Below are 14,270 nucleotides of genomic sequence, written 5' to 3'. Positions count from 1 at the left end.
GGGCATGGTTCGGATTCCAGAGTGGATCTGAGCGGCATGGGGATTTCAGGCCGCACCCATCCCTGGACCCCTGCAAAAGGGGATCCTGTCGAGAGGCAAGGACTGGCTCGCTGCTGCCGCTGTTGGCGGGCGGGCAAGGCCAATGCTAGGTACGTGCGATGCAGCCGGGTTTGTCGGCAATCACAGAGTTACCTGCGTCGAAAATATCCATCGGAGTGGACATCCAGCGCTGCGCCATCAATGGGCCTTGCGACTACGCGCGCGCTCACCCGGCCAGCAGTGTCGTGGCTGCATGCAGCAGCAACCCGATCAGCCCGCCGACCAGCGTGCCGTTGAAGCGGATGAACTGCAGGTCGCGGCCGACGCTCAGTTCCAGTTGTTCCACCAGATGGCGTTCGTCCCACCCCTTCACCGTCTGTGCGATATGCGCGGTGACACCATCGCGCAGGCGCGAGGTCAGCCGCTGCGCGCCCTCCAGCAGGTGCTGGTTGAGCGCATCGCGCAGGGCCGGGTCCGAAGACAGGCTGCGGCCGAGCGCGGCCATGCTGCGCTCCAGGTACCCGGCCAGGGCGGAATCTTCGCTCTGCAGGTCGGCGCGCAGGCTGGCGTGGATGCGCGACCATAGTCCCTGCACGTACTCCTGCAGGGCAGGGTGGTCGATCATTTCCTGTTTCAGCTGTTCGATACGGGTGGCCAGCGCCGGGTCCTCGCGCAGACGCTGCACGTAGCTGCCCAGCCACTGTTCGTAGTCCTGCCGCAGCGGGTGCGTCGGCTCGGCCAGCACCTGCTGCATTTCTTCCAGAACCGCACCAGCCAGGCGCTCGGCCAGGCTGTCGCCGATCTCATCGATCGGCTTGATCCAGTTCACCGTGCTGGACAGGGTCGGCCACTCGCGCTGGATGTAGCGCACGATCAGCTGCGAGGCGCGTTCCTTGACCTCCGGCTGTTCCAGCCAGCGCGCCAGCCGCTGCAGGCCTTCGTCCAGCACGCGCTGGTGGCGGCCATCGGCGGTCAGCAGGGCCAGCAGTTCACCGGCGGTGGAGGCCGCGTTCCACTGCCGCAGCTGCTGCACCACGAAGCCGTGCAACTGGCGGCGCACGGCGGCTTCGTCGAAGAAATCCAGTGCCTGCAATGCCCAGCCACGTGCCATGTCGGCCAGCATGCGCACCTGCTCGGGTGCGGACAGCCAACTGCCCAGGCGGGCAGCCGGATCGAACACTTTAAGCCGCGCCAGCAGCATGTCCGGCGCCAGGAACTGGTCGCGCACGAAGACCGCCAGGCTGTCGCCGATGCGCTCCTTGCTGCGCGGGATGATCGCCGTATGCGGGATGGGCAGGCCCATCGGCCGGCGGAACAGCGCCACCACCGCGAACCAGTCGGCCATCGCGCCCACCGCGGCGGCTTCGCAGAAGGCGGCAACCCAGGCCCAGATACCGCGCTCGCCCTGCCAGTGGCTGACCGCGAAACCGGCCAGCATCACCAGCAGCATGCCGAACGCGATGGCTTTCAGGCGCCGCAGCTGGGCGCGGCGCGGATCAACGGGAGTCGTGGTCATGCGGGCAGTCTACCGGGGCCGGTGTTGAGCCCCGTTGACGGTGAACATCGAGCCGATTGCCGCTGAACATGCAGGGGTAGCGCAGAGCCACGCTCGGCGAGCGCAGCGGCAGCCTGTCCTGCCACCCAGCTCGGCACCACGCAGTGTGGTAGCGCCGAGCCATGCTCGGCGAGCGCAGCGGGGCAGCCTGTCCCTGCCACCCAGCTCGGCACCACGCCGTGATCAGGCCAGCTGCGCGCGCAGCGCCGCCAGCTGCTGGCGCAGCGCATCGTTTTCGCGGGTCAGGCTGACGATGCGGGCACGCAGCGCCGGGGCGCCTTCGCCCAGCTGTTCCAGCGCGTGCATTACTTCGGCATCGCGCAGTGCCTGCTCGTCCTCGCTGACCTCTTCCGCCTGTACCGCCACGTCCGGCTTGGCGGCACGCGGCTTGCGGCTGGCCTCGCGGGCGCGCTTGGCGGCCTGCTTCAGTTCTTCCTTGCCACCGGTGGCGGCCGCGCGCTGCTCGTCTTCCGGCAGCGATGCCACCGCCGCCGCCGCGCTGATCGACAGCTGGCCGTTCTTCACCGCTTCCACCACTTCCGGCGCAGCCTGCGCACGGATGCGTTCGATCATGCTGATCTGGTTGCTGCTCAGCTTGGCTTCGCGGGCCAGTTCGGCGCGGCTGAAGCTCGGTGCCGGATCCCACGGCGGGCTGTCCTGGTCGTCTTCCTGGCCTTCGGCGGTGCCGTCGCTTTCGCGCTGCAGCTTTTCCTGCTCGATGCGCTTGCGCTGGGCCAGGATCTCGCGCTTGCGCAGCGCCAGTTCGCCACGCTGGAAGTCCGACACGCTGCGCCGTCCCAGGTGCTGTTCGATCATCCACAGGTGGACATCGTCCATGCTCTGGAAGCGCGTGTTCTGTACCGTGTTGAACGGCAGGTCGTGCTTCTGGCAGATGCCATGACGGTTGTGTCCGTCCACCAGCACGTCACCCCACAGCACCAGCGCGTCGCGGCAGCCTTCGGCCAGGATGCTGCGCTCCAGCGCCTCGTATTCGTCTGCGGTGAGCGGGTCGATGTAGGCCTTGAGTTCTTCTTTGACGACGATGTTCATGGGCAACGGGCGGTCGTGGAGCGGAACCGCCCATTGTACCGGCTCGGGCTGGCGCATCCCGGCTCAGGCAGTGGCGCGGATCATCGCGCCGAGAACGTCGGCGATCTGGTCGATCTGCGCCGGTTCCACGATCAGTGGTGGCGACAACGCGATGGTGTCGCCGGTCTGCCGCACCAGCAGGTTGCCGTCGTGGAAGCAGCGCCGGAATACCTCGTAACCGCGGCTGCCCGGGGCATCGCGGCGCGGGGCCAGTTCCACCGCGCCGACCAGCCCGAAGTTGCGGATGTCCACCACGTTGGGCAACCCCTGCAGCCCGTGCAGGGCGCGCTGCCAGTGCTCGCCAAGTTCGATGGCGCGCTCGAACAGGCGCTCTTCGGCGTACACGTCCAAGGTGGCCAGTGCGGCCGCGCAGGCCAGCGGGTGGCCCGAATAGGTATAGCCGTGGAACAGGTCGATCGTCTGCGTCGGCCCCTGCTGCAGGCTGGAATGGATGGCGTCGCCGACCAGCACCCCGCCCAGCGGCACCGCCCCGTTGCTGGCGCCCTTGGCGAAGGTGATCAGGTCCGGGGTGACGCCGAAACGCTGCGCGGCGAAGGGCATGCCGACGCGGCCGAAGCCGGTGATGACCTCATCGAACACCAGCACGATGCCGTGGTGGTCGCAGATTTCGCGCAGGCGCTGCAGGTAGCCCGGCGCCCGCAGGATGACCCCGGCCGAGCCGGCGATGGGTTCCACGAACACCGCCGCGATGGTGGATGCATCGTGCAGCGCGATCAGCCGCTCCAGCGCATCGGCCAGCTCCGCCCCGTGCCGCGGCAGGCCCTGGCTGAAGGCGTTGCGCTGCAGGTCCAGCGTGTGCGGAAGGTGCGCGCTGCCACCCAACTGCAGGCCGAACTGGCGCCGGTTGTTGGGCAGGCCGCCGATCGCCATGCCGCCGAAGCCGACGCCGTGGTAGGCCTTCTCGCGCCCGATGAACCGGGTGCGCTGGCCTTCGCCGCGGGCGCGATGGTGCGCCAGCACGATCTTCATCGCGGTATCGACTGCTTCCGAACCGGAGTTGGTGAAGAACACATGGTTCAGTCCGGCCGGGGCCAGCGCGGCCAGGCGCTGCGCCAGCACGAACGGCAGCGGCGAGCCCATCTGGAAGGTGGGCGCGAAATCCAGCGTGCCCGCCTGTTCGGCGATGGCCTGCACGATCTTCTTGCGGCCATGACCGGCATTGCAGCACCACAACCCGGCGGTGCCATCGAGGATCTGCCGGCCTTCCACATCCTCGTAGTACATGCCCTGCGCGCGCACCAGCAGGCGCGGCGCGCCCTTGAACTGCGCATTGGCGGTGAAGGGCATCCAGAAGGCGTCGAGGGTGTCTGGCTGCGTGGTTGCCAGGACGCTGAGCGGCGGGGTCGGGGAGGGCATGGCGGGCTCCGGAACGGCGGCGGTATATCTGACTGTAGCGTAGGGATATGCCGCGCTGGCGTGTCGACACGTGCGTGATGCGGCTACGGGGCAGAGCTATATGCAGCAGGGGTACTACGATCCGGAGGCGTGGCGATCAATTCGAGTGGATGCACGCACCCGCCGTGGCCATCACTAGCGCGCTTGCGGCAGCGACCCCTGCCGTTGGCGGCTACTTGGCTGCCGCGTTGTGAACCACGGCGAAGTCTGCAGATAAGACTTCAGTCCGCAAGGCCGATGGGCCTTGTTCGCGGCCAGCCAATGCGACTGTCAAAGCTCAGACAGAGGCGGTCCGGGGAAGCCATGTGTACAGTGCGGAGAGGAGACTCCACGTCAAGTGGCGGGCACAAGGAAGCGCTTGTTAAGGAGTGCCATCAGACCGGAGCCATCGATCAACAGAAGAGGCATGATGTTCGCTCCGTTCAACCAGAGTGTCCCGCATGCTCCGCCAAGGAAGGCGCCGAGATGTCGCGCTACTCACGTGAAATGAACAAGCAGTTCAAGGAGGAATAGAGGATGGCCCATCACAGTAACTCTTTGTTGGTGCGGCAGATGTCCGTATGCAGAGGGAATGGAGCCGAGTTCAGAGCGCCTCTCGCCGGTTCTAAGCTGGGAATCTCGAGAGCCGCCTTGAGGGCCGTCTTTCCTATACATGGACTTAGACATGCTCCTGGTCGAGGAACATCGGGATGGTACATATGGTCCGGCGATTCTTCAGATGACCCGGCATTCTTCGAGCCATTGCACGTGGGCCACGCTGAATCGGGTGAGATGATATTTGGCTCTGGCGCCAGGCTGGAGGTTCCTGCTTGGGGAGGATGGCTATCAGGACGTGTGGTTCGACCAATCGCTGCTTGAATTGGCAGGCAAATGAGGCTTGTCAGCAGCGGAACGCTCCTCCAGGCCTGACGCCAGGGCGGAAGTAACCCCCATAGCCGAATGGAGAGAGAGGGCGCTTACGGGCAATACACCACGCATAACGGTGACGGTACGTTCAAGCAGTACAGAGGTTCAGGAAAGGACCATGGACAGGTGCCTAGGCCGAATGTTAACGAGAATAAGTTGAATGTTGCCCCGAATGGACAGAGTTATCCTGGCAAGCCGGAAGTTAGATCAGCACGCACAGATGAAACTCCTAAAGGCAAATGATATGAGGGTGGATTATGATCCCGTTGAAGATATGCCCGACTTTCGAGAGTGGGTAGCTGCAAATGGGTCTTCATTTGACTTTTCGGATTACATTCATGCGCAGGTTCTGCGGGGCGCACTGACGGCTGATGCACTGATGTCGGTAATTCTTTTGGTATGGCCTTCATTCGTCGAGGTGGACGGTTTCGTCGCCCTGCAGTCGCGACGTGACCGGGTGCGCGAGCTTGTTTCGCAGGGCGTTACCGGGAAGGAAGTCGAGTATTGGTGCAATCACTTGAATATTGATGGGCTCCTCCCGGGGATTGAGGTCTCCCTCAACGAGTGCGGTCTCAAGAAGCAAGCGCAACACGTGATCTGAATTCGGCGATCTCTTTGTCCATCACTTCGGCGGGCGTTTTCCAGCCAAGCGTCTGACGCGGGCGTGTGTTCATGAGCATCGCAACGTGATTGAGGTACTCCTGGCTCGCGCTCGACAGATCAATGCCCTTGGGCAGGAACTGCCGAAGCAATCTATTGGTGTTCTCGTTGCTGCCGCGCTGCCACGGCGCGTGTGGGTCAGCAAACCACACGTCGATATCCAGGCGATCCATCAGCTCTGGATAACACGTCAGCTCCGTGCCTCGGTCGTAGGTCAAACTGGTGCGCATGGATTCAGGCAGCTTTTTCAGTTGCCGACTGAAACCCTCCAGTGCCGCTTCAGCTGTGCAGCCATCCATCTTGCAGAGGATCACAAAGCGTGTCTTACGTTCGACCAGCGTCCCTACGCAGGAGCGGTTGAAAGCACCCTTGATCAAGTCGCCTTCCCAGTGGCCCGGAACCAGTCGCTTCTGCACTTCTTCCGGGCGATGCACGATACGCAGCTGCTCAGGAACCCATGTCCGCTTGGCTGCCGTCGTGCGGCGTAGACCTCGCGTCGGCTTGCTCTGCCGAAGCGCTTCCACCAGCTCTTTCTTCAGCCCTCCGCGCGGATGGGCATAGATGCTGGCGTAGATAGTCTCGTGGCTGACGCGCTGGCTGGAATCGTCCGGGTGCATGTCACGAAGCTTGGCAGCAATCTGCTGGGGCGACCAGCGATACAGCACCAAGTGATCACGAACGAACTGAGACAACTCGCTGCCCTCGGTCAGCCGCCGGTGCCGAACAGAGCGTAATCGGCGGGCACAATAGTCTTTGCCAGCCTCGCTGGCGCTGTACGCCCCAGCGATCTGGCGCGCCACCTCCCGGCTCAGGGTCGAAGGGCTGCGCCCCAAGCGCCTGGCGATGGATCGCATGCTCTTGCCATCCTGGATCTCGATCTGGACAACGGCGCGCTCTTCGGCGCTCAAATGGTTGTAATGCCTGGACATGCTGACACCCTACTGGTTAGTGGGTGTTGCACTTGGAAATTGAGTCTAAGGAGTGCGTCGGCGCAATTCTGCGAAACGCATGGGCCGCGAAGCTCGCGTCCCAGTTTCCGCTGTTAAAATTCAACGTCATACTGTTGAGCGATAGTGATAGCTCAGAGGTTAGTGTTACGTTTCATCAGGTTGAATAGATTTTCCTGTCCGTATTTTTGAAGATTTCGCACCGTGCCAAGAGTTTTTCTGCAGCGCGGTGTTTGTCTCATGGATTTCGCGCCCGTGGAGCAGCAGGAATAATGCGAAAGATCACCGATCTCGAAAGGCGGTTGATCGAGGGCGTCGCGAGCAGGCTTCCTCCTCTTGAAGCCTCAGTGCTTATGACCGACCTGGAATACGCTGTTGTAGCCAATGATGCTGTGCCAGGTGCAAGGGTTGTGTTCGCTATCGCAGGATATGAGCGACCGCCTTACAAGGGCCAGCACAGCTATCCGGTTGAGATTCGCCTATCGGATGCAGATGGAGCGGAACTGACTGCCGTGCTATACGCAGATGAAAACAATAGACTTTACGAACTTGAGGTCATCCGGTGGGAAGAAGGCGCGCCGCTTGCTCCTGATGCCTGCTCTGCCAGGTTTTTTTGAACCGGCCGAGCGATGAGAATTCTTGGCCTGCAAAATGCATCATGCCATCGCGACCGTTTTGCGTGGATGACTCGGACCCGGTGGACGTGAATCGAATGGAGCGTGTCGGCATGCAGGATCCAGACGTGGTGCAGCAGTCGGACGTATGCAAGCGATACGGCGCGGAAATCGATATGCCCGAAGCAGAGTCCAAGCTGGGCCTGACCCCGAGCGCGGCGTGCGGGGTCTTGCCCATCCACGGATTGCGGCATCTGCCACGCGGCGATGCGTCCGGCTGGTACGTGTGGTCCGGTGATTATTCTGAAGATCCTGATTTCTTTGAGCCGCTGCGTGTGAACCATGCCCTATCAAGTGCCATGGTGTTCGCGCGTTACCTGGCACTGCCACCGGGATGGCGGTTCCTGATTGGCGCGGATGGCTACGAGGACGTGTGGTACGACGCGTCGTTGCTCGCGACTGAATGACTCTGAGGCGCGATGACCTGCTTCAGCCCGTGCCCATGTGCTGCCAGTTTCGCTCTTCAATTAGCTGTTCATTTGGAAGGAGCACTACGCACTAGGCCCCTTAGCTCCACATTGTGGTCCGTTTTACAGCACGGCAAGACCGTGACGTGGAAGGCGAGTCGTCGACGCCGAGGAATCGCGCTTTCAGCCTTCCCGGGTCAGCTCGCGCGCCGCGATGATCAGCCCTTCAACCAGCTCCTCGTTCATCACCACCACGTCGTTTCCGCTGGTGTGGCTGACATGCACCGCATGCAGGATGTCCAGGATGACGATCACGCACTGCTGCCTGCTGTAGACGGGGGAACTGCCGGTGTCAGGCTGCTGGTTGACCTGTGCTGTGGCGGCGGCCGGCGGAGGGTCGGCAAGCGGCGGCACCAGCCGCAGGCGGGGCGTGTCCTGGGACACCGGATGCGGCACGCCATTGGCGCGCAGGATCCGTTCCAGCTTGTCGATGAAGTGCGGCGGCAGATCATTCATGGCATCGCCCAGCAGGGAGTACAGGCGCATACCGCTTAGGGTGTGATCGGACATGGGGCAACCTCGTAGCCGGATGGGCCCCCTGCGTCAGGGCGCAGGGTGGCGGGCGGTGCGGGTTGGCATACCGGCCGAATACTCCCAAAAACCGGCGGATCAAAATCCCCACGCACAGCCCGCCGTGTGACCGACGAGTCAGTGCATTCTCCGCCGGGCCCGTGAGGGCAGCAACGAAGTACAAGGAGTAAACGGATCAGGATGCCAATCCCGGCTGGCGCTTCTACGTCGCCAGCATCGCCATCGTGCGCAACGCGACCCGGCTACGTACATGGGCAAAGCTGCAAACCAGGGTCACCACGTCATGCAGCCCATCTCACCGGCAGTTCGCGCTCACCTGATGTATCGCATCCCGCAGTGCCTGACGATCCCGCTCGTCCACCGCATCCTGGAAGTACTGCAGGTCCTGCTTGCCCAGCCCGCAGGGGTCATCGGTATAGCCGGGCGGCCACAGTCCGAGGAACTGCGCCACCCCGGCGATGATCTGTTGCGGGCTCATCTGCGGACGCATGCGGAAGTAGCGCGGGCGGTCCTGGAAGGCTGCATGCACGGCGCGGCGTCCGATCAGTTTCGGGGCGAGGGTGGTGGCGTCGATGCCGTCGCCGCCGCTGACCGCATCGCCGCGCAGGCGAAGGTCCAGTGGCGCGTTTGCGACCGGGTCGGCGATGTCCACCACCACGGTTGCATCCGGTGCGGTAACCAGCGGCTGCAGCGGGCTGACCACGCGGCGGCTGCGTTGCGCCGGCGCAACCTCAGGGCTCTTCGGTAGCGCGATGGACGGAGCTGCGGGCGGTGGCGGCGGCAACCAGCGCACGCTGGTGCGATGGCCATCGCTACGCGCCAGGGTGGCGCGGGTGGTGGTCAGCAGCCACCAGCCGATCAAGACATGCACGGCGATGACCAGCGCCCAGGCGATGACGTGCGGGGCGGCTGCCGTGGGGAGTAATGGGCGGGGTAGGGCCAGGGTCGACATCGGCAGTGCATCCATGCGGTTACCTGGGGAGTGAGAGTAGGGGGAGGGACGAAAAGTTTCGTTGGGTGGTTCAGGGGCTGCCGCTTCGCTCGCCGAGCATGGCTATGCCGGTCGTCCTGACCGGCACCCTACGGGCCGTCGCAAGCGACGTTGACAGCGGCTCCTGCCGCTGCCTTCGACGCTACCAGAGCCGGGCGTGGCTGCGCGCTACCAAGGCCGGGCAGGAGGGCGCGCGCGCAGGGGGATGGCGCGGCGGTGTCGGCTGAAACCAATCTGCCCCCCGTCGGGAGGGGCGTGGCAGAATCCGGAACGCTCTCTGTTTGTTGATCCTGCCCATGTCGTCCACTGCTGCACCCGCCTCGATCCCGCCCACGCCGGCCAATTCGCCGCAGCGCGTGCTGCTGGCCAGCCTGATCGGCACCACCATCGAGTTCTTCGACTTCTACATCTACGCCACCGCGGCGGTGTTGGTGTTCCCGCATCTGTTCTTCCCGGAAAGCAGTGACAAGGCGGCCATGCTGCAGTCATTGGCGACCTTCGCGGTGGCGTTCATCGCGCGGCCGGTGGGATCGGCGGTGTTCGGGCACTTCGGCGACCGCATCGGGCGCAAGGCCACGCTGGTGGCGGCGCTGCTGACGATGGGCTTGTCCACGGTGTTGATCGGCCTGCTGCCCACGCATGCGCAGATCGGCCTGTGGGCGCCGGCACTGCTGGCGCTGTGCCGTTTCGGGCAGGGGCTGGGGCTGGGCGGGGAATGGGGCGGTGCCGTGCTGCTGGCCACGGAAAACGCACCGCCGGGCAAGCGTGCCTGGTACGGCATGTTCCCGCAGCTGGGCGCGCCGCTGGGCTTCCTGCTGTCGGCCGGTATCTTCCTGATCCTTGGCCGCCTGCTCAGCGCCGATGACTTCCTGCAGTGGGGCTGGCGCATTCCGTTCGTGGCCAGTGCGCTGCTGGTCGGCCTCGGCCTGTGGGTGCGCCTGAACATCCATGAGACGCCGGCCTTCCAGAAGGCGCTCGATGCGCACGCGCGGGTCAAGCTGCCGATGCTGACGGTGCTGCGCGACCACGCCATGTCGATGCTGCTGGGCACGCTGGGCGCCTTCGCCACCTTCGTGCTGTTCTACCTGATGACCGTGTTCGCGCTCGGCCATGGCACGGCGGTGTTGGGCTACAGCCGTGAGCAGTTCCTGCTGCTGCAGATGGTCGGCATCCTGTTCTTCGCCGCCGGTATTCCCATTTCGGCGCGCTACGGCGATCGCTGGGGCACGCGCCGCACGATGATCATTGCCAGTGGCCTGATCGTGGTGTTCGGCGTGCTGCTGGCGCCGATGTTCCAGGCCGGCAGCCCGTGGATGGTGCTGGCGTTCCTGTCGCTGGGACTGTTCCTGATGGGCCTCACCTACGGCCCGTGCGGCACCTTCCTGGCAGAGATCTACCCGGTGGAAGTGCGCTACACCGGCGCGTCGTTGTCGTTCAACCTGGCCGGCATCCTCGGCGCGGCGCCGGCCCCGTACCTGGCGACATGGCTGGCCGAACGTTTCGGTCTGGTGGCGGTCGGCTATTACCTGTGCATCGCCGCGCTGGTGACCATCTGCGCGCTGCTGGCGTTGCAGCGGCGGGTGCGCTGATCAGCCGAAGAAGCGCTTCAGCGTGCGTCCCAGCCAACTGCCGCCCTGGTGTTCGCGGGTGAACTGGTTGAGGTGCTGCTTGACCGTTTCGGCGTAGGCTTGGTCATCGCCGCGGATATGGTTGAACAGCCAGCGCGAGAGCATGGTGCGCAGTTCGTCGGTCACGTCCTCGCCGGCCTGGAAACGCAGGCGGTAGTCGGACACGCGCTTGCCGAAGATTTCGTGCACGCGCTTGTGCGCGGCGCAGAACGGGTAGCCGGCTTCTTCCATCAGCTCTTCTTCGAAGGCGAAGTGGGACATGGTGTAGTCCACCAGTTCGTCGATCACCTCGGCCACGGCCAGCCGCTGCAGGCCCTGCTGGGCGACGTGCAGATGGTTGAGCATCTCCACGATCCGCCTGTGCTGGTTGTCGATGACATCGATGCCGATGTTGAGATCGTCCTGCCAGACAAGCAAGGCCATCTGCGTGCTCCCTGTATGCGATGGGAGCGAGTCTGGGCGGGCGTGCCGATTGCGACACTGATCTGGATCAAAGCGGGTAAGCACGTGACGACCAACGGTCGTCACCCACCATCCGCGGGACCGGTAGCGCCGAGCCATGCTCGGCGGAATGTTTCAGGCAGCGCGGTGTGCGCCGAAAGGCCGCCGAGCATGGCTCGGCGCTACCGCGGAATGTTTCAGGCATACCGGTCGGTGTCGAAGGCCTGCCTCAGGCGGCGGTGGCGGCCAGTGCGGCGCCGCAGACGCGGTTGCGGCCGCCGGCCTTGGCCAGGTAAAGCTGGCGGTCGGCTTCGGTGATCAGCTCATGCAGGCTGTCGTGGTTGGGGCGGATGCAGCACAGGCCGATGCTGACGGTCATGCGCAGCACGCTGTCGCCGATCGGCACCTGCAGCTGGGCCACGCTCTGGCGCAGGGTTTCGAAGTAGTCCGCTGCCTCATCCGGTGCCAGCCCCGGCACCATCAGGCAGAACTCTTCGCCCCCGAAACGAGCGACCAGGTCGCCGCTGCGCGCATGTGCGGCCACGGTATCGGCGCAGGCGCGCAGCGCGTCGTCGCCGCCATCGTGGCCGAAGGTATCGTTGATGTGCTTGAAGTGGTCGATGTCCACCATCGCCACGGTGATCCAGTCGTCCTGCTGCTGCACGCCATGCAGCTGGCGCTGGCTCTGTTCCAGGAAGCAGCGGCGGTTGGGCAGGCCGGTCAGGAAATCGCGGGTGGCCAGGTCCTGCAGGGTGCCGATCAGCTCCAGCTGGTCCACGTTCTGCGAGACGCGGCAGAAGAATTCTTCGCGCGAAAAGGGCTTGCGCAGGAAGTCGTTGGCGCCGTTCTTCAGGAAGCGCGGGATCAGCGAGGCATCGGTATTGCCGGACAAGCCGATCACCGCCACCTTGTCGCGCGAACGCTGCATGCGCAGCCGGCGGGTGAACTCCACGCCCTGCATGCCGGGCATTTCCTGGTCCACCACGGCCAGCCGGATGGACGGGTGCGCCTCGATCGCCGCCAGTCCCTTTTCGCCGTCGGCCGCTTCGTACACCGGGTGGCCGTACATGCGCAGCAGGGCTGCTGCATAGGCACGCGCGGACGGGGAGTCATCCACCACCAGCGCGGCGATGCGGCGGTTGCGGTCCAGCCGCTGCACCAGCCACACCAGGTAATCCACGCTGCCGGGGGTGTTCTTCAGCACGTAATCGATGACTTTCTGTTCCAGCACGCGCCGGCGCACGTCTTCGTCATACACCCCGCTCACCACTACCGTCGGCAGGCCGCGGGACACGAAGTAGTCCACCACTGCTTCGCGGTCACCATCGGCCAGCACCAGCCCGGTCAGCACCAGGAACCAGCCCTGTTCCTGCTCCAGCAGGCGGCCGGCTTCGGCCAGGGTCGAAGCCACCGTCACCTTCAGTTCCAGGCGCTGTTCGATGGCTTCGCGCACCAGGGTGGTGAAGGTTCGCGAATTTTCCACCAGCAGGATGCGCTGGGGCAGGGGGTCAACACCGGGGTCGCTTACGAAAGCGCCCTGCAGCAAGGCGGGCATGAGGCGTGCGCTCGGAACGGGCTGGGTCTTCAAGGCTATCGGCCGCTCCTCTGAAAACTTGAACTGCGTCACCAAATTAGATTGCGCAGCTTTACAAATGCCATCGTGGCGACCAGCAACGGCGTGCGCAGCAGGCGTCCGCCGGGGAAGGGCCGGTGCGGCAGGCGCTCGAATACGTCCAGCCGTGCGGCCTGGCCGGCGATGGCTTCGGCGATGACCTGGCCGGCCAGGTTGGCCGCGGCGACCCCATGGCCGGAGAACCCCTGCGCGAAGTAGATGTCCGGGGTCAGCCGGCCCCAGTGCGGCGCGCGGCTGGGGGTGATGTCCACGTAACCGCCCCACAGGTATTCCAGCGGCACGCCCTGCAGCTGCGGGAACACCTGCCACAGGCGCCGCTGCATCACGCTGTCCAGGCCGGCCGGCGGGCGCGAGGAATAGCTGGCGCCGCCGCCGAACAGCACGCGGTGGTCGTGGCTGAGCCGGAAGTAGTCCAGCACCAGCCCGGTATCGGACACGGCCATGTCGTTGCGGATCAGCGCCCGCGCGCGCGCCTCCCCCAGCACCGGGGTGGCGCCCACGTAGGTGCCGACCGGCATCACGTGGCGCTCCAGTTCCGGGGCGATGCCTTCCAGCCAAGCATTGCCGGCCAGCAGTACGTGGGCGGCGTGCACGGTGCCGGTGGCGGTGCGCAGGGCAGGGTGCGGCGTGCGCTGCAGTTCCAGCACCGGCGTGTGCTCGTGGATCACCGCGCCGGCGGCGATCGCCGCATCGGCCAGGCCCTGCGCGTAGGCCAGCGGATGCAGGTGGCCGCTCAGCGGGTCGAACATCGCGCCCTGGTAACGCGGGCTGTCCAGCTGCGCGCGCAGGGTGGCACGGTCCCACCACTGCATGGGGTAGTCGTAACGGGTGGTCAGCCGCTCCATGTCGCGCTGCAGCGCCTGCGACTGGCGCGTGGTGATCGGCACGTTGGCATGCCCGGATACCCAGTGGCAGTCGATCCGGTACTGGTCGATGCGATCGCGCAGCAGTTGCACGCCCTGGCGCGAATAGTCGAACAGGGTGCGCGCGTCTTCAACGCCGACCTGCTTTTCCAGCACGTCCACTTCGCAGCCGTAGCCGACCAGGGCCTGGCCGCCATTGCGTCCGGACGCTCCCCAGCCGACCCGGCAGGCGTCCAGCACCACCACGCGCAGGCCACGACGGGCCAGTTCCAGTGCGGCCGAAAGCCCGGTGTAGCCGGCGCCCAGGATCGCCACGTCCACGTGCACATCGCCATCCAGCGGCGGCTGGGCAACGCGTGGCGCGACACTGGCGGCATACCAGCTGGGCGGCAGGGCAGGGTCTTCGCGCAGGGGGTGCGTGGGGTCCATC

The 14,270-nt window shown here is 65.0% G+C and carries 13 protein-coding genes; 4 read left to right on the top strand and 9 right to left on the bottom strand.

The window, feature by feature from the left end:
- Positions 1 to 265: 265 nt before the first annotated feature.
- From QE373_RS12300 to QE373_RS12290, 3 genes are all read right to left on the bottom strand, one after another.
- On the bottom strand, positions 266 to 1,555 hold the full coding sequence (locus QE373_RS12300) for a DUF445 family protein (protein WP_309686945.1): 1,290 nt from the start codon (positions 1,553 to 1,555) through the stop codon (positions 266 to 268).
- 222 nt (positions 1,556 to 1,777) lie between these two features.
- Positions 1,778 to 2,644, bottom strand: coding sequence for a plasmid replication/partition related protein (locus QE373_RS12295; protein ID WP_309686943.1), 867 nt, complete (start codon positions 2,642 to 2,644; stop codon positions 1,778 to 1,780).
- A gap of 63 nt (positions 2,645 to 2,707) precedes the next feature.
- A complete protein-coding gene (locus QE373_RS12290; RefSeq protein ID WP_309686941.1) occupies positions 2,708 to 4,060 on the bottom strand; it encodes an aspartate aminotransferase family protein in 1,353 nt (450 codons plus the stop codon).
- 1,165 nt (positions 4,061 to 5,225) lie between these two features.
- Between QE373_RS12290 and QE373_RS12285 the strand changes: the two genes are divergently transcribed.
- Positions 5,226 to 5,606, top strand: a complete 381-nt coding sequence (locus QE373_RS12285) for a hypothetical protein (RefSeq protein WP_309686938.1) — start codon at positions 5,226 to 5,228, stop codon at positions 5,604 to 5,606.
- Here the strand turns inward: QE373_RS12285 and QE373_RS12280 are convergent.
- A complete protein-coding gene (locus tag QE373_RS12280) occupies positions 5,578 to 6,594 on the bottom strand; it encodes an IS30 family transposase (RefSeq protein WP_309686936.1) in 1,017 nt (338 codons plus the stop codon). The genes QE373_RS12285 and QE373_RS12280 overlap by 29 nt on opposite strands.
- 290 nt (positions 6,595 to 6,884) lie before the next feature.
- On the opposite strand from QE373_RS12280, the gene QE373_RS12275 reads away from it, so the two are divergent.
- Together QE373_RS12275 and QE373_RS12270 are read left to right on the top strand one after the other, a co-directional pair.
- Entirely contained in the window at positions 6,885 to 7,229 is a 345-nt protein-coding gene (locus tag QE373_RS12275) for a hypothetical protein (RefSeq protein ID WP_309686930.1), read from the top strand.
- A 110-nt stretch (positions 7,230 to 7,339) separates the two neighbouring features.
- Complete coding sequence (locus tag QE373_RS12270) at positions 7,340 to 7,693, top strand: hypothetical protein (protein ID WP_309686928.1); 354 nt, start codon at positions 7,340 to 7,342, stop codon at positions 7,691 to 7,693.
- Between the two features lie 183 nt (positions 7,694 to 7,876).
- Here the strand turns inward: QE373_RS12270 and QE373_RS12265 are convergent, their stop codons facing one another.
- The gene (locus QE373_RS12265; RefSeq protein WP_309686925.1) at positions 7,877 to 8,239 is read right to left on the bottom strand and encodes a hypothetical protein; all 363 of its coding nucleotides are present in this window, start codon (positions 8,237 to 8,239) and stop codon (positions 7,877 to 7,879) included.
- Positions 8,240 to 8,579: 340 nt separating this feature from the next.
- A complete protein-coding gene (locus tag QE373_RS12260; protein ID WP_309686923.1) occupies positions 8,580 to 9,251 on the bottom strand; it encodes a hypothetical protein in 672 nt (223 codons plus the stop codon).
- A gap of 320 nt (positions 9,252 to 9,571) precedes the next feature.
- On the opposite strand from QE373_RS12260, the gene QE373_RS12255 reads away from it, so the two are divergent.
- Complete coding sequence (locus tag QE373_RS12255) at positions 9,572 to 10,864, top strand: MFS transporter (protein WP_309686921.1); 1,293 nt, start codon at positions 9,572 to 9,574, stop codon at positions 10,862 to 10,864.
- Here QE373_RS12255 and QE373_RS12250 read toward each other — a convergent pair whose 3' ends face one another.
- The 3 genes from QE373_RS12250 to QE373_RS12240 all read right to left on the bottom strand — a co-directional run bounded on the left by QE373_RS12250 (position 10,865) and on the right by QE373_RS12240 (position 14,269).
- On the bottom strand, positions 10,865 to 11,326 hold the full coding sequence (locus QE373_RS12250) for a bacteriohemerythrin (protein WP_057507758.1): 462 nt from the start codon (positions 11,324 to 11,326) through the stop codon (positions 10,865 to 10,867).
- A 247-nt stretch (positions 11,327 to 11,573) separates the two neighbouring features.
- Positions 11,574 to 12,899: a diguanylate cyclase gene (locus QE373_RS12245; protein ID WP_123699422.1), complete on the bottom strand. Its 1,326-nt coding sequence runs from the start codon at positions 12,897 to 12,899 to the stop codon at positions 11,574 to 11,576.
- Between the two features lie 68 nt (positions 12,900 to 12,967).
- The gene (locus QE373_RS12240) at positions 12,968 to 14,269 is read right to left on the bottom strand and encodes an FAD-binding oxidoreductase (RefSeq protein WP_309686918.1); all 1,302 of its coding nucleotides are present in this window, start codon (positions 14,267 to 14,269) and stop codon (positions 12,968 to 12,970) included.
- Position 14,270 lies beyond the last annotated feature (1 nt).

This window comes from Stenotrophomonas sp. SORGH_AS_0321 (assembly GCF_031453215.1).
In the GTDB taxonomy this organism is placed as follows: domain Bacteria; phylum Pseudomonadota; class Gammaproteobacteria; order Xanthomonadales; family Xanthomonadaceae; genus Stenotrophomonas; species Stenotrophomonas chelatiphaga.
This window is presented reverse-complemented; position numbering and strand designations above follow the sequence as displayed.

What these genes read in the sequence shown, in the direction of transcription:
- QE373_RS12300 (WP_309686945.1), bottom strand. Translation starts at nt 1,555, where the DNA reads ATGACCACGACTCCCGTTGATCCGCGCCGCGCCCAGCTGCGGCGCCTG.
- QE373_RS12295 (WP_309686943.1), bottom strand. Translation starts at nt 2,644, where the DNA reads ATGAACATCGTCGTCAAAGAAGAACTCAAGGCCTACATCGACCCGCTC.
- QE373_RS12290 (WP_309686941.1), bottom strand. Translation starts at nt 4,060, where the DNA reads ATGCCCTCCCCGACCCCGCCGCTCAGCGTCCTGGCAACCACGCAGCCA.
- QE373_RS12285 (WP_309686938.1), top strand. Translation starts at nt 5,226, where the DNA reads ATGAAACTCCTAAAGGCAAATGATATGAGGGTGGATTATGATCCCGTT.
- QE373_RS12280 (WP_309686936.1), bottom strand. Translation starts at nt 6,594, where the DNA reads ATGTCCAGGCATTACAACCATTTGAGCGCCGAAGAGCGCGCCGTTGTC.
- QE373_RS12275 (WP_309686930.1), top strand. Translation starts at nt 6,885, where the DNA reads ATGCGAAAGATCACCGATCTCGAAAGGCGGTTGATCGAGGGCGTCGCG.
- QE373_RS12270 (WP_309686928.1), top strand. Translation starts at nt 7,340, where the DNA reads ATGCAGGATCCAGACGTGGTGCAGCAGTCGGACGTATGCAAGCGATAC.
- QE373_RS12265 (WP_309686925.1), bottom strand. Translation starts at nt 8,239, where the DNA reads ATGCGCCTGTACTCCCTGCTGGGCGATGCCATGAATGATCTGCCGCCG.
- QE373_RS12260 (WP_309686923.1), bottom strand. Translation starts at nt 9,251, where the DNA reads ATGGATGCACTGCCGATGTCGACCCTGGCCCTACCCCGCCCATTACTC.
- QE373_RS12255 (WP_309686921.1), top strand. Translation starts at nt 9,572, where the DNA reads ATGTCGTCCACTGCTGCACCCGCCTCGATCCCGCCCACGCCGGCCAAT.
- QE373_RS12250 (WP_057507758.1), bottom strand. Translation starts at nt 11,326, where the DNA reads ATGGCCTTGCTTGTCTGGCAGGACGATCTCAACATCGGCATCGATGTC.
- QE373_RS12245 (WP_123699422.1), bottom strand. Translation starts at nt 12,899, where the DNA reads ATGCCCGCCTTGCTGCAGGGCGCTTTCGTAAGCGACCCCGGTGTTGAC.
- QE373_RS12240 (WP_309686918.1), bottom strand. Translation starts at nt 14,269, where the DNA reads ATGGACCCCACGCACCCCCTGCGCGAAGACCCTGCCCTGCCGCCCAGC.